Origin of the sequence: Pseudomonas sp. 91RF (assembly GCF_003576265.1) — a bacterium.
Taxonomy (GTDB): domain Bacteria; phylum Pseudomonadota; class Gammaproteobacteria; order Pseudomonadales; family Pseudomonadaceae; genus Aquipseudomonas; species Aquipseudomonas kribbensis.
In genome coordinates, this window is record NZ_QWFC01000047.1 from 199,919 (window position 1) to 212,426 (window position 12,508).

The window sequence follows — 12,508 nt, forward strand, 5'->3', positions numbered from 1 at the left end:
CTGACTTTAGCACAGCTTCTTAAGGGTTCTGGCAATCGGCCAAAGGCTGTTATTGTTATGCGTCTTTTTCAGCATCAAATAGCCATCAACGAAATGGCCGATCAACTTCAGGATTGAATCTCACAGCATGCAACTTCGCGGCTTCAACAGTACGTCCAGTCGAATCTTCGATTTCATCAGCCTGTGGATGCTTCCCGTCGGCTACTTCCTGCTCCTGTGCGCGCTGTTCTTCCTGCCTGGTCGCAGCCTGCACCACAAGCTGTTTTATGGCCTGTTCAGCATTCCGGCGCTGATTGCCCTGTGCCTGCGCCCTCAGGGCTTCAGGGAGCTGGTGCGCGAACCGATGATTGTTGCCTTGCTGGTGTTCGTCGCCTGGGCGATGCTCAGCCTGAGCTGGGGGCCAGCCGACGGCGAATCGTTCAGTGGCATGTTCAAACCACCGCTGCATACCTTGCTGCTGTTCGTCGGCTGTTACCTGCTTGTGCGCTATCGCAGTGACATTCTTGCGCCGATGCTGTTCGTCGCAGCGCTGGTCGCCCTCGCCGCCACGACGTGTTTCCTGATTCCATTCATCCATCATTACGAACCCGGCGCCCGCCTGGTTGGCGGTGGGGCGTTCGACAACCCGCTGCTCAGCTCACACCTGTTCGGCTTCTTCTGTGCCTACTGGATGAGCGTCAGCATGTCGTGCAGGCATGGCCGCCTGCTCTGGCTCAGCCTGCCGGCGATGCTGGTCATGTTTGCAGCAGTCATCGCCACCGGTTCAAGAACGCCACTGGTCGCACTGACCATGGCTGCGCTGTGGCTGAGCTTCATCTGCTGGAACCGTCGCTCCCTGGCGATGCTGGGGGCCCTGGCTACCGTGGGCATCAGTGTGGTCTGCGTGTTTTCGAAGATGATCACCGAGCGTGGCGACTCTTACCGTTTCGAAATCTGGCAGATCGCCCTGCAAAAGATTTCCGAGCACCCGTGGATCGGTCATGGCTATAACGCCGATCTGGCGATCGACCCGGGCGTTGGCTACAACTTTCAGGAACCTCACAGTTTTGTGCTGGGCGTGCTTTATTACGTCGGCATTCTGGGTTTGCTCCCATGGCTGTTTTTCCAGGCCTGGGGACTGTTCAGCAGTTGGCGTCAGCGCGTTCAACCACTGCTGATCATCGCGTCGACCTGGCTGGTGTTCGGTATCGGTGCCGGACTGACAGAGGGCGGCGGGATCATCTCGCGGCCAAAGGAGCACTGGTTCCTGCTGTGGATTCCTCTGGCACTGATTGCCGCACTGAGCATCAACCAGCGAGCTCGCCGCCTGCTGACCCTGCCCGTACAGAGAATGTCTGCCACCGGCCTGCAACAGCTGGGCGCCAACGCTCAGGTAGTTGAAGAAGATGGCCTGGGTCCAAAGGTCCTGCGCCTGACCGACGGCAGTTTTCTCAAACTGTTCCGCCGCCGTCGCTGGTACACCTCGGGCAACTTCAACCCTTACTCCGAACGCTTCGCCATCAATAGCGAACAATTGCGCCGGATGGGCATCCCGACCCCACAGGTGTTGAACCTGTACCGCCTCGAAGATGGCAGCAGTGCAGTGCATTACGCTCCACTTCCGGGCCACACCTTGCGCCAGGTACTCCAGGGCATCACCGCACCGGCCGTGCGACAGGCCCTGGTCGAGCGTTTCGGCAAGTTCATGGCGCGCCTGCATGAACAGGGCGTGTATTTCCGCTCGCTGCACCTGGGCAACGTTCTGGTGCTGGAGGACGGTGAATTCGGATTGATCGACCTGGCCGACCTGCGCATTTATCCGTCCCCCTTGAGCCTCTCATTGCGTCAACGCAACCTGCGCCATATGCAGCGTTACACGGAAGACAAGCGCTGGCTGTTCGAGGACCACTTCGACGCCCTGCTCCAGGGCTATTCGACGACGGCCTCCCGAGCGGCGGTCGATAATCTGCACAGGCAAGTGCAACAGGGAGGTCGCCCGGCCCGGGCCCATTGATCATGATGGATACCAATCCAGTCTTCGCCCTGGCAGCGTATCTGCTCGCCATCGCGACTTCAGTGATATTCCTGCGTCTGGTCCCCAAAGCCGTCCTGCATCTGCAGCATAACGGCGAAAGCCGCTACGCCAGCATCGACGGCTTGCGCGGTTATCTGGCCTTTGGCGTATTCATACATCACGCTCTCATTACCTGGTTCTACCTGCGCACCGGCGTCATCGAGTTTCCGCCGAGCAACTTTTATTCGCAGCTGGGCCAGGCCAGCGTTGCGCTGTTTTTCATGATCACCGGTTTTCTGTTCTGGAGCCGCCTGCTCAAGCAGGGACGCCGGCACGACTGGCTGGCATTTGCGGTGTCACGGGTGTTCCGGCTTTATCCCCTCTACCTGCCACTGATGCTGATTGTGTTTGTCACCGTGTTCAATCTGCAGGGTTGGGAACTGAAAGACTCTCCCGCACAACTGGCCGGACAGGTACTGAGCTGGTTGACGTTCGACCGGCCGGACATCAATCAGTACCACCAGAGCGGCATGTTGATCTCCAACGTGACCTGGACACTCGCCTACGAGGTGTTTTTCTATCTGGCTCTGCCCCTTCTGGGACTGGTGTTCATTTACCGCGGGCACTGGTTGCAAGTCGTGCTGTGCCTGATCGGAATCTACGCCCTGTATCAGGTCGTCGGCTGGGAACATTCGCTGAAAAAGCATTTTCTGGCGAGTTTTCTTGGCGGCATCGCGGCAGCTTATTGGGTACGACGCCCGCAGCTGGTCGCATGGAGCCAGACCCACGTAGCAACGGCGGTTGCCCTGCTGGCCTTGATTCTGACGATGACACTGTTCAAGCGCGCCTTCAGCCTGATGCCGCTTCTGCTGCTGAGCGTATTCTTCGCCATCGTCGCGTCGGGCAACCCGCTCTGGGGCGCGCTGCGTGTGCGCAGTGTCCGCTGGCTGGGAGAGATCAGCTACAGCACCTACCTGCTGCACGGCTATGTGCTCTGGATCATGGTGCAGCAGCTGCCACACCTGATGTCCTTCAATCCGCAGAGCCCGGTTCTTTACCTGCTGTTGATGGTCGTCTGCAGTTGTCTGCTGATCGTCATTGCCAGCCTCACATTCCTGTACATCGAGAAGCCTGGAATCGAAGCCGGAAAGACATTTCTGCAATGGTTACGCCAGAAGCAGCGCCCGAAAAAACTGGCCGAGGAAGCCGCCCGGGAGCGTTGAGCAGCTATGAGGGCTGGCGCTGGCGGGCGTAGGTGAGGAATCCCTCGATGTCGTCACTGCACAGCGTTTGCGCCAGGCTGTGCAGTTCGGTTTCCGGCCAATCCCACCAGGCACTCTGCAACAATTGCTGGCGCTGCTCCTCGGGAAAGCGCCAGCGCAGGAATTTCGCCGGATTGCCTCCCATCACCGCGTAGGGTTCGACATCCCGCGTAACCAGGGCACCGGCCGCGATGATCGCGCCGCTCCCGATCGTAACGCCCGAAAGGATCGTGCAGTCGGAGCACAGCCAGACATCGTTGCCGATCGTCACGTCCCCGTGAGTGCCGCTGTAATCGCGAATATGCGCGGCCTGCGGCAGCATCGCCGGAAACGGAAACGTGGTCACCCAGTCCGCCCGGTGATGCCCGCCGAGAAAAATCTGCACGCCTTCGGCAATCGAACAGTAGGCGCCGATTTTCAGCGTCGAGCCTTCCTTCCAGTCGTGAACGAACGGCAGACCATAACTGCCCCGGCCAAAGGTGTAGTCAGGATAAGCCTGGGCGAACCGTGCAGCACCGCGTTCGATCTTCGGCAACTTGCGAATCGCCCGTTTGGCGCGTCGCTCACGCCAGCGCTGAAGCCAGCCCATGGTTCAGTCCTTTTCCAGCGGCGAAAACAGCAGCCGACCCAGACCGCGCCAGGTTTTCTTGTTCCAGGCCTTGAACGGAATCTGCGCCAGCAGCTCCCGCGCCAGTTTGCGGTCACGGTTGGCGGTTTTCAGGAACATCGAATTGAGCGATTTGTAGCGCACCTCGTCGTACAGCGGGTGATCGCTGAACAGCGCGTAGGTACGCAGAATGTTCTCGATCATGAAACGGTGATTCTTGTAAGAGTTGGTGGCGTGCTTGCGATAGCGCGCCATCACCACGTTCAGACCATCGATGAAGTAACCGGCGCGGGTGACTTTCAACTCGATGTACAGATCCTCGAGACGAATCGTCGGATCGAACCCGCCCACCTTGTCCAGTGCCTCGCGGCGGATCATCAGGGTCGGTGCCGGTGGATACGGCTTGCGTTCCAGGAACATGTCATCGAAATCCAGGCGACGGAACGGCACGTCCCGGCGCTGACGCTTTTCCGGATAGAGGTTGCCGTCGGCGTCCATCAACTCGATGTTGCCGGCGCAGATACCCACTTCCGGCTTGCCGTCCATGTACGCGACCTGGGTGGCGATGCGGTCCGGGTACATGATGTCGTCGGAACCGAACGGCACGATCAGGCTACCTTTGGCCCGTGCGATGGCGCCGTTGAGCGTGTTGGTCAGGCCCTGGTTCTGCTGCACCCGGAAGTCGAAGCCGTGCTGTTCCTGCAAGGCCTTGATGCGCTCGACGCTGTCATCCTTCGATCCGTCGTCGACCACCAGCAGCTCGATGTTCTGGTAGCTCTGATTGATGACGCTGAGGATGCTTTCCTCGATGTACGGCCCGTGGTTGTAGGACGCGATGATGACGGTGACGAGGGGTTGCGCTTCGCTCAAGGCGGTGGCCTCACTCATGGCTGCTCCTTGCGGGCCTGCGCCAGGCCGGAGTCGATCAGGTTCAGGTATTCCTGGCGGAAGACCTCGATGTCGTGCTGCTCCTGCAAATAACGATAGGCCTGTTCACCCTTGGCCTTGAGCTCGTCATCCGGCAGCCCGAGGTAGGTGTCCAGCGCCACGACCAGGCTCGACACATCCTTGGGCGTGATCGCCAGCCCCCCAGCACCTTCGATCAGCGGCAACATGGCCGGCACGTTCGACGCGATCACCGGCAAGTGCCCGCTCATGCCTTCCAGCAAAGCCAGGCCCAGGCCTTCGGCCAGCGACGGCATGGTCCAGATATCAAACGCACGCACGTATTGCAGGGCGTTTTCCTTGAAGCCCAACAGGTGGGCGCGACCGCTCAGACCGAGCTGATCGATCTCGGCCGCCAGCGGCGCTTGCAGCCGTCCGGCACCGATGATTGCCAGTTGGGTGTTCGGGTATTTGTCTTTCAGTTGGGCGAAAGCCTGCAACAGATAAGTGTGGCCCTTGACCGACACCAGCCGTCCCAGCGCACCGATCAGGCGCACATTCGGGTCGATGCCCAGCAGCTCGCGGGCGCGCTCGCGGCTGTGCTGCAAGCCTTCGGCCTGTTCGATGTCGATGGCGTTGGTGATCGCGTAAGTATTCTGATCGGTGAAACCGCAATCGCAGTCCAGCAGGTACTGTTTGACCGCCGGCGACACACCGACGAAACGCCAGTGCCGGTCAATCAGGCGTTGAGTCTGACGGCGGCGATAGAAGCGGTCGTACTCGCCGAAACCGTGGGAAATGCCGATGCACAACGGCACTTTCAACCAGCGGTTGAGGGTCAGCATCATGTTCACCGGTTTGAAGCGGTTGCAGATCACCACGTCGAACTTTTCCCGGCGGCAGAACTTGTACAGCTGCCACATCGCCCGCAGGCGCATGCCTTTGAGGGACTTGTCGGAAAATTCGAAATACACCGAACGGTCGGCCCGGCTGACAGCTTCACCCGGTCCGGGTTTGCCGCGCAGGAATGCCGCCGTCACCTCATAACGATCGGTCGGCAACGCCTTGACGATCTGTTCGGCGAGGTCGGCGAAATCATGGGATTTGACGTTGTAGTCGGGCTGCAGCTGCAGCACCTTTGCGCGTTGACTCATGACTCTCCCCGGTGCGATCCCGTCGCGCCTGTTTCGCTCTGCTTCAGTACCCAGAACAACTCCTGGCGTCTGACCGCTTTGCGGAAAAATTCGTTCTCGCCATAGACCGACGGCGCCCGACCGGCCAGCAGTCGCTGAAACAACCGGCGCAGGCGCCGCTTGAACGGCGCCGGCGGCTGCAGGTCATGCATCATGCCCAGTGCCATGGCCTTGTCCCGTTGCAACTCGACCGACAGCGGCAGGCACAGCGGCTGCATCACCAGAGTCGCATCGAACGTCGGCGGCAGAGCGATGCCCTGCCCGCTGTCACCCATCGGCCAGCGATCGTTGTCGTGCAAGTGGTTGGCGTAACCGAGCAGGGTCGGTTGGTAATCGAGACCGCGCAAGGCTTCCAGCACTGCCTCTTGGGCGCAGATATGGTCAGGATGCGGATCCAGCGTCGGATGCGGCAACACGATCACATCCGGACGGGCACGGGACAAGACGTCACGCAGATCGGCCAGCAGATTGTTCCAGGTCGGCGCGCCGTCGGCATCGCCCGGCAAGGCAAACGGATTCAACTGACGAAAGATTCGCGTGTCGTTCAGATCGGCTTCCCGAGAGCCCACCGGTTGACTCGGCGCAGCCTGCATCGCCGCCAGTTGCAGGCAGAAGTAACCGAATTGCACGCAGTTTTCCTGTGGAATGCCGGCCCAGCGCGGCACGGCGAGGCTGTCCCAGGCCCGCAAGCGGCCCTTGAGTCGCGACGCCTCGACCTTGTTCAGGCCCATCTGCTGGTAGTGTTCGGCTTCGATCTCGCCGGCGGTCAGGGTCACGATCCAGGCTTCTTTGGCCTGACTGTACAGACCGTAGGCGGCCAGTTCGGCATCGTCGGCGTGAGGGGCGATGACCATTACCCGCTGCTGGCGGTAGTCCGGTTGTTCCAGCGCCCACAACACTGGCTCGCCGGACACCCGGCAAAAGCGTCCGCGCAGACGCAACAGACCTTGCGACAAGGCCTGCGCCTGACCGCTGAGGTTCAGATAACGCAGGCCGTTGACGCCTCGTTCGAAGGTCTGGGCATCGGGACTTGCCCCACCCACCAACTCGACCCGAGGATCGAAGAATCGTCCCAGAAAGCTGCTTTTGATCTTCACGGCGAGGATCAGCGTAGCGTCGTCCACCAGCATTACGCCCTCGTCGAGGCGCAATTGCTCACCGTGCAAATGCACTTTTGGCTGCGGTGTGAACGGCGGAAAGCTGTATTGGTAATCGTCTTTCGGCGAATAGAACAGGTGGTCGGCGAACCACGCCTCGTGAGCGATCCAGCCAATCACCGCCAGCACCAGCGGCAACCACCAGGCCACCATCACGCCGAGGGCGATCAACACGATCAGTGCAACCAACAGGCTGATTCGCTTATTGCGCCGGTGACGCTTGAGCAGTTGCTGTTTGCGGCTCATGGGCTGACTCATACGGTGAAGACCGGCACAGGATTGCACCAGCGATCCTTGTATTCACGGTCGGCACGACCGAAGGAAAAACGCAGCGGCTTGTCGAGTGCCCGAGCGTGCTCCCAGGCACTTTGCGTATTGAGGAAACTCAGGACACTGCCGGGGCTGAACTCACGGGTTTCGGGGTCGACGCCGCCGTTGATGTACTCGACGCTGATCCACTCCGGCGCTTCGACGCGGTATACCAGCTGAATCGCGATCGGCGCATCGTTGAGGAAGATCACCGATCCGATCAACAGCTCGCGCAGCAGCTCGATGACCTCGGCCATGCGTGCCGCGCCAGTGGCTGGAAAACCCCAGCGACGCTGGAACAGGTCGCAGTAGATCGCGGCCAGTTCGGCACTCGTGAACTCGCTGACCGGCCGTACGACGCCGCCCGCCTCTTCCAGCAGGCGCAGTTCACGGCGCTGGTTGTAGCGAAACTTCTTCGACAGTTCTTCCGGGGTGCGGGCCATGGCCAGTTGCTCGGTCTGCAACTTGAGGCCGCTGAAGCGGTTTTCGTTGAGCGCCGACAGGTAGCGTCCGCGATGGCGCAGCGGGGCCTGGGCATCGGCGGCGGCCGGCAGGATCAGTTCGGCGTTGCCGAGATCGAACAGGCCTTTCTTGCCGTTGCGTTTGAGCACGTCCTTGGACAAGGCCAGATCACGGCCCCAGGTCGGGATCGCCGCTTTGATATCGCCCTGCTGCTCCCAGGCCAGATAACGCACCGGGATGCCGGCCAGATCCGCAAGACGCTCGACGACCATCGGATGGGTCGCGACGCTGCCGCCAAAACGCTGCCAGGCCTGTGCATAAGTTGAGGCGTCAACGGGCGACCAGCCACGCTCGCGCCAGCCTTGAAATCGGTTGAGCATCAGCCCCTCGGTGCCAGATCGGTAACTTGCGGCAAATGCCAGAAGGTGTCGCGCACGGCGCGGTCGGAGAAGCGTTCGCGCAGGCGATCGAACATCATCTCGGCGCATTGACGACGTTGCTGCTCGTCCATGCCGGCCAGATGTTTCAGACCCTGGGCCAGATGCTCCGCATCGCCCAGCGGGAACAGAATGCCCACGCCTTCGACCACTTCCTTCGCCCCGCCGCACGCGGTCGCCAGCAACGGCACACCGGCGGCCATGGCCTCCAGCAGCACCATGCCGAACGGTTCGTGGTCGGAGCTCAAGGCAAACACATCGAATGCGCGGAAGTAATTGCGTGCGTCCGGCACCTGACCGAGAAACAGCACACGATCACCGACACCCAGTTCGCGAGCCAGCGCCTTGAGTTCGTCCTCAAGACGACCCTTGCCGAGGATCACCAGTTGGCTGTTGGCCGGCAGACCGGGCAGCGCGGCGGCAAAACCGTGCAACAGCGTGGCCTGATCCTTGTCCGGGTGCAGGCGACCGACGTTGCCGACAATGAATGCATCCGCAGAAAGACCCAAGGTCTCGCGGGCTTCACGGGCGGACACCTGACTCATCTGCAACGCCGAAACATCGATGCGGTTGTAGAGGGTCTGGATGCGCGTCGCCGGCCATTTCGGCAGGCAGCGGCGCATGTCGTCGCGCACCGCGTCGGACACACCGAGCAGGCTCAGGCGCTTGCGGAAAATGTGCGCAAAGAGTTTGCGCGAGCCGCGTTTGTAATCGCCAAACGCATGGTGCACGCCAATCACCGGCAGCGAAGTGCCGAGCAAGGCGATATAGATCGGCTTGAAGCGATGGGCGATGCAGAAACTGAAATTGCGTGAAGCGGCGATCTTGCGCAGATCGCCGATGGCGCCCAGCTTCAGGCCACGAATGGCCTTGGAGCTGTATTCCATGAACAACACTTCGTCGGAGGCGCAGGCCGCGGCCACCTCGCTATCGGCCGCCCCGGTCAGAAAGACCGTGGTGACCCGATAACCGGTGCCCGCGAACAGGCTGGCGTACTGCCGCGCGCAGTCGAGGAACGGCCCGTCATAGCCGTGACAGAACTGCAGCACATGGCGTTCAGCCGAGCGTGTCATAAGCGTTTGCGCCTTCTTTGACCACCAGGATGTCTTCCATGATCAGGTACTGCAGATCGGAGCCGAAGAACATGTTCAGGGCGTCGGTCGGCGAGCAGATCATCGGTTCACCACGGCGGTTGAGCGAGGTGTTCAGGGACACGCCGTTGCCGGTCAGCACTTCCAGCGCCTTCATCATGTCGTAGTAGCGCGGGTTGTATTCGCGCTTGAGCACCTGGGCCCGGGACGTGCCGTCTTCATGGACGACTTCCGGGACGCGGGTCTTCCACTCTTCCGCCACTTCGAAGGTGAAGGTCATGAACGGCGCCGGGTGATCGATCTTGATCATCTGTGGCGCAACGGTGTCGAGCATCGACGGGCAGAAAGGCCTCCAGCGCTCGCGGAACTTGATCTGGTGGTTGATGCGGTCGGCCACGCCAGCCACGCTCGGGCAACCGATGATCGAACGGCCGCCCAGTGCACGCGGACCGAACTCCATGCGGCCCTGGAACCAGGCCACCGGGTTGCCATCGACCATGATTTTGGCGATCTGCTCCGGCATGTTGTCGAGCTTGCGCCAGGTCGGCTTGTTCTCGTGACGGGCGCACGCGGCGATCACGTCTTCGTTGCTGTACGACGGGCCGAGGTAAACGTGTTCCATCTTCTCGACCGGCACGCCACGGGTGTTGGACACATAGGCCGCTGCACCGACTGCGGTGCCGGCATCGCCGGAGGCAGGCTGTACGAACAGCTCCTTGACGTCGTCGCGGGCGATGATTTTCTGGTTGAGCTTGACGTTCAACGCACAGCCACCGGCGTAGGCCAGTTTGCCGGTTTCCTTGAGCACGTCGCCCAGGTAGTAGTCGATCATCTGCAGCGCGATTTTTTCGAAAAGCGCCTGAATGCTGGCGGCGTAGTGGATGTACGGCTCGTCGGCGATGTCGCCTTCGCGCTTCGGACCCAGCCACTCGATCAGCTTCGGCGAGAAGTAGTAACCCTTGCCTTTCTCTTTGTAGCGACGCAGGCCGATCACGTTGGCGTAGTCGGTGTTGATCACCAGCTCGCCGTTTTCGAACGAGGCCAGGCGCGAGAAATCGTATTTGCTGGCGTCGCCGTACGGCGCCATGCCCATGACCTTGAACTCACCGTCGAGCATGTCGAAACCGAGGAACTCGGTGATCGCGCCGTACAGGCCGCCGAGGGAGTCCGGATCGAAGAATTCCTTGATCTTGTGGATCTTGCCGTTTTCGCCATAACCGAAGAAGGTCGTGGCGTACTCGCCCTTGCCGTCGATGCCGAGGATCGCGGTTTTCTCTTTGAAACCCGAGCAGTGGTAGGCGCTGGAAGCGTGGGCCAGGTGGTGTTCAACCGGCTCGATCTTGATTTTCTTCGGATCGAAGCCCAGTTGTTCCAGGCACCAGACGATTTTGTTGCGATAGCGCTTGTAGCGACGGTTGCCCATCAGGATCGCGTCGAGTGCACGATCCGGGGCGTACCAGTAGCGCTTGGCGTACTGCCAGCGGGCCTTGCCGAAAATGCTGATCGGGGCGAACGGAATCGCCACCACGTCAACGTCGGACGGCTTGATGCCGGCCTGCTCCAGGCAGAACTTCGCCGATTCGTAGGGCATGCGGTTCTTTGCATGTTTATCGCGTACGAAGCGCTCTTCCTCAGCCGCCGCGACCAGCTTGCCGTCGATGTACAAGGCTGCTGAAGGATCATGGCTAAGGGCGCCGGACAGGCCAAGAATCGTCAATGCCACAGGGGTCTAGCCTCTTTAGTCTGCATTCAGGCGCGATGCGCCTTGAAAAATGATGTGCCCTCGCACCGGGCGAGAGACAGCTAAAGGGCGGGATTATAGCTTAAAAGCGCCGACAAACCTCTAGCGGAACTGGCCGGCCGGTGCGTTGACACCTTGGGAGCATCGCCATAGACTCCAGCGCAAATGGACTGGGAGATCCCGGTCGGCGTTAATGCCTCGGTGAGATCATCGGGGCTTTTCGCTTTCTGGGGAGGGGAAAATCTTCAAACCCCAATTCTCGAAACCCTCTCCAACTTTGCTCCGCCCCCCGCTGCAATAGAACTTGCGCTTGAGCACGTCAAAAGCACGATTTTCCTGACCCGCCCTCAACACGCTCATGCCAATGGGTCTCGCAACAAGATCGGCTAGCTGCAAGCCGGTAGAGTTCACCTGCTTGGTTGCAAAAACGATATCAAACGGCAGTTGAATACCCCATCGATTCGCCCCGCTACACATCCTGCGAAACTCCAATTCAAGCTCGTTATCCTCTCGCTTTCCTCGGCGCTCGAAAATCACATGCGTCAGTGCCCCCTGCTGATTCTTCTCCTGCATAAACTCATAGAGCGTTTCCAGACAAAAGCCGAGAGCGAGGTGATAAGGATTGTGTCCCGTGCCTTGTTTTTCGCGAAGGGAAGCCTTGTCTACGACGCAACTGATCAGAACGAAGTTGCTGGCTTTAATGATGCAAGTCAGCTCCTCAAGAAAGGCATTCTTGTGCTCTCTCGACATGAAAAGGCCAGAAAAAGCTCCTTTTTCTTTACGAATTTCGAGTTCATGCAGACCGATCAGATCGTGTCCCATATGGGCAAACTTGAATTTCTGTAGAGCAGGAATGACTTTCTCGCAGTAATGCAGCTTATGAAAGGCACAAAACGCGAGCACGAAGACTGGATAGTTGGGATCCAGTGTCTGCATCCCATGATCACCGCTCTCATCGACATAAACGATGACATCGCTGTATTCAGTGGTTGTGGGCAAAGTAATTACCCACGGCCTGGCCGCCAATAAACACTGATATTCCCGTCCACCGCCTGGCGATAGATCGTAAAAGGCAGGAAAGCCGTGTCGAAGACGCCGGACAGGGTCAGGTCGAGCAGGACGACCGGCACCAGAATCCCGGTGGGATCGGGTGGCGCGTGTAGCAGGCAGAAATCATGGGCCAGCCCGCTGTAGATACGCGGAATGGACTGGCAGTAGGTCTTCTGTTTGCGCAGGCTGCGCGTGGCGTCCTCGTCGCCCTGCAACACGGTGACGGCGGTGCCGCAGCCGGACAGGGCCAGAGAAAATGCGCCGATGGTGAAAGCCGTTTTGATGGTCAAGATTTGCCCTCCGGGAACGTCGGGGCAAACT

General features: G+C 60.1%; 11 protein-coding genes. 2 read left to right on the top strand and 9 right to left on the bottom strand.

The genetic code is table 11. The annotated features are described in order from the left end of the window. Positions 1 to 127 precede the first annotated feature (127 nt). Positions 128 to 1,993 carry a bifunctional O-antigen ligase/aminoglycoside phosphotransferase family protein gene (locus DXT77_RS24225; protein WP_119429479.1) on the top strand — a complete coding sequence of 622 codons (1,866 nt, stop codon included), beginning with the start codon at positions 128 to 130 and terminating at the stop codon, positions 1,991 to 1,993. Positions 1,994 to 1,995: 2 nt separating this feature from the next. After that, entirely contained in the window at positions 1,996 to 3,216 is a 1,221-nt protein-coding gene (locus DXT77_RS24230; RefSeq protein WP_119429480.1) for an acyltransferase, read from the top strand. Between the two features lie 4 nt (positions 3,217 to 3,220). On the opposite strand, the gene DXT77_RS24235 is transcribed toward DXT77_RS24230, so the two are convergent. The 9 genes from DXT77_RS24235 to DXT77_RS24275 all read right to left on the bottom strand — a co-directional run bounded on the left by DXT77_RS24235 (position 3,221) and on the right by DXT77_RS24275 (position 12,477). Further along, positions 3,221 to 3,844: a CatB-related O-acetyltransferase gene (locus DXT77_RS24235; RefSeq protein ID WP_119429481.1), complete on the bottom strand. Its 624-nt coding sequence runs from the start codon at positions 3,842 to 3,844 to the stop codon at positions 3,221 to 3,223. Between the two features lie 3 nt (positions 3,845 to 3,847). Further along, positions 3,848 to 4,732 carry a glycosyltransferase gene (locus DXT77_RS24240; protein ID WP_119429560.1) on the bottom strand — a complete coding sequence of 295 codons (885 nt, stop codon included), beginning with the start codon at positions 4,730 to 4,732 and terminating at the stop codon, positions 3,848 to 3,850. A 14-nt stretch (positions 4,733 to 4,746) separates the two neighbouring features. Beyond that, positions 4,747 to 5,901, bottom strand: coding sequence for a glycosyltransferase (locus DXT77_RS24245; protein ID WP_119429482.1), 1,155 nt, complete (start codon positions 5,899 to 5,901; stop codon positions 4,747 to 4,749). Further along, positions 5,898 to 7,343, bottom strand: coding sequence for a PIG-L family deacetylase (locus DXT77_RS24250; RefSeq protein ID WP_119429561.1), 1,446 nt, complete (start codon positions 7,341 to 7,343; stop codon positions 5,898 to 5,900). The genes DXT77_RS24245 and DXT77_RS24250 overlap by 4 nt, the downstream gene beginning before the upstream one ends. An 8-nt stretch (positions 7,344 to 7,351) precedes the next feature. Then, the gene (locus DXT77_RS24255) at positions 7,352 to 8,248 is read right to left on the bottom strand and encodes an antimicrobial resistance protein Mig-14 (RefSeq protein WP_119429483.1); all 897 of its coding nucleotides are present in this window, start codon (positions 8,246 to 8,248) and stop codon (positions 7,352 to 7,354) included. Beyond that, on the bottom strand, positions 8,248 to 9,378 hold the full coding sequence (locus DXT77_RS24260; protein ID WP_119429484.1) for a glycosyltransferase: 1,131 nt from the start codon (positions 9,376 to 9,378) through the stop codon (positions 8,248 to 8,250). Before DXT77_RS24260 ends, DXT77_RS24255 begins: the two co-directional genes overlap by 1 nt. After that, complete coding sequence (locus DXT77_RS24265; protein ID WP_119429485.1) at positions 9,362 to 11,119, bottom strand: carbamoyltransferase; 1,758 nt, start codon at positions 11,117 to 11,119, stop codon at positions 9,362 to 9,364. Before DXT77_RS24265 ends, DXT77_RS24260 begins: the two co-directional genes overlap by 17 nt. A gap of 225 nt (positions 11,120 to 11,344) precedes the next feature. Next, a complete protein-coding gene (locus DXT77_RS24270) occupies positions 11,345 to 12,136 on the bottom strand; it encodes a DUF3800 domain-containing protein (protein WP_256663030.1) in 792 nt (263 codons plus the stop codon). 5 nt (positions 12,137 to 12,141) lie between these two features. Further along, positions 12,142 to 12,477 carry a YceK/YidQ family lipoprotein gene (locus tag DXT77_RS24275; protein WP_119429487.1) on the bottom strand — a complete coding sequence of 112 codons (336 nt, stop codon included), beginning with the start codon at positions 12,475 to 12,477 and terminating at the stop codon, positions 12,142 to 12,144. Between the last annotated feature and the right edge of the window lie 31 nt (positions 12,478 to 12,508).

Excerpts from the sequence above, each read along its gene's own strand:
- DXT77_RS24255 (WP_119429483.1), bottom strand. The coding sequence starts at position 8,248 with ATGCTCAACCGATTTCAAGGCTGGCGCGAGCGTGGCTGGTCGCCCGTT.
- DXT77_RS24225 (WP_119429479.1), top strand. The coding sequence starts at position 128 with ATGCAACTTCGCGGCTTCAACAGTACGTCCAGTCGAATCTTCGATTTC.
- DXT77_RS24230 (WP_119429480.1), top strand. The coding sequence starts at position 1,996 with ATGATGGATACCAATCCAGTCTTCGCCCTGGCAGCGTATCTGCTCGCC.
- DXT77_RS24250 (WP_119429561.1), bottom strand. The coding sequence starts at position 7,343 with ATGAGCCGCAAACAGCAACTGCTCAAGCGTCACCGGCGCAATAAGCGA.
- DXT77_RS24245 (WP_119429482.1), bottom strand. The coding sequence starts at position 5,901 with ATGAGTCAACGCGCAAAGGTGCTGCAGCTGCAGCCCGACTACAACGTC.
- DXT77_RS24235 (WP_119429481.1), bottom strand. The coding sequence starts at position 3,844 with ATGGGCTGGCTTCAGCGCTGGCGTGAGCGACGCGCCAAACGGGCGATT.
- DXT77_RS24260 (WP_119429484.1), bottom strand. The coding sequence starts at position 9,378 with ATGACACGCTCGGCTGAACGCCATGTGCTGCAGTTCTGTCACGGCTAT.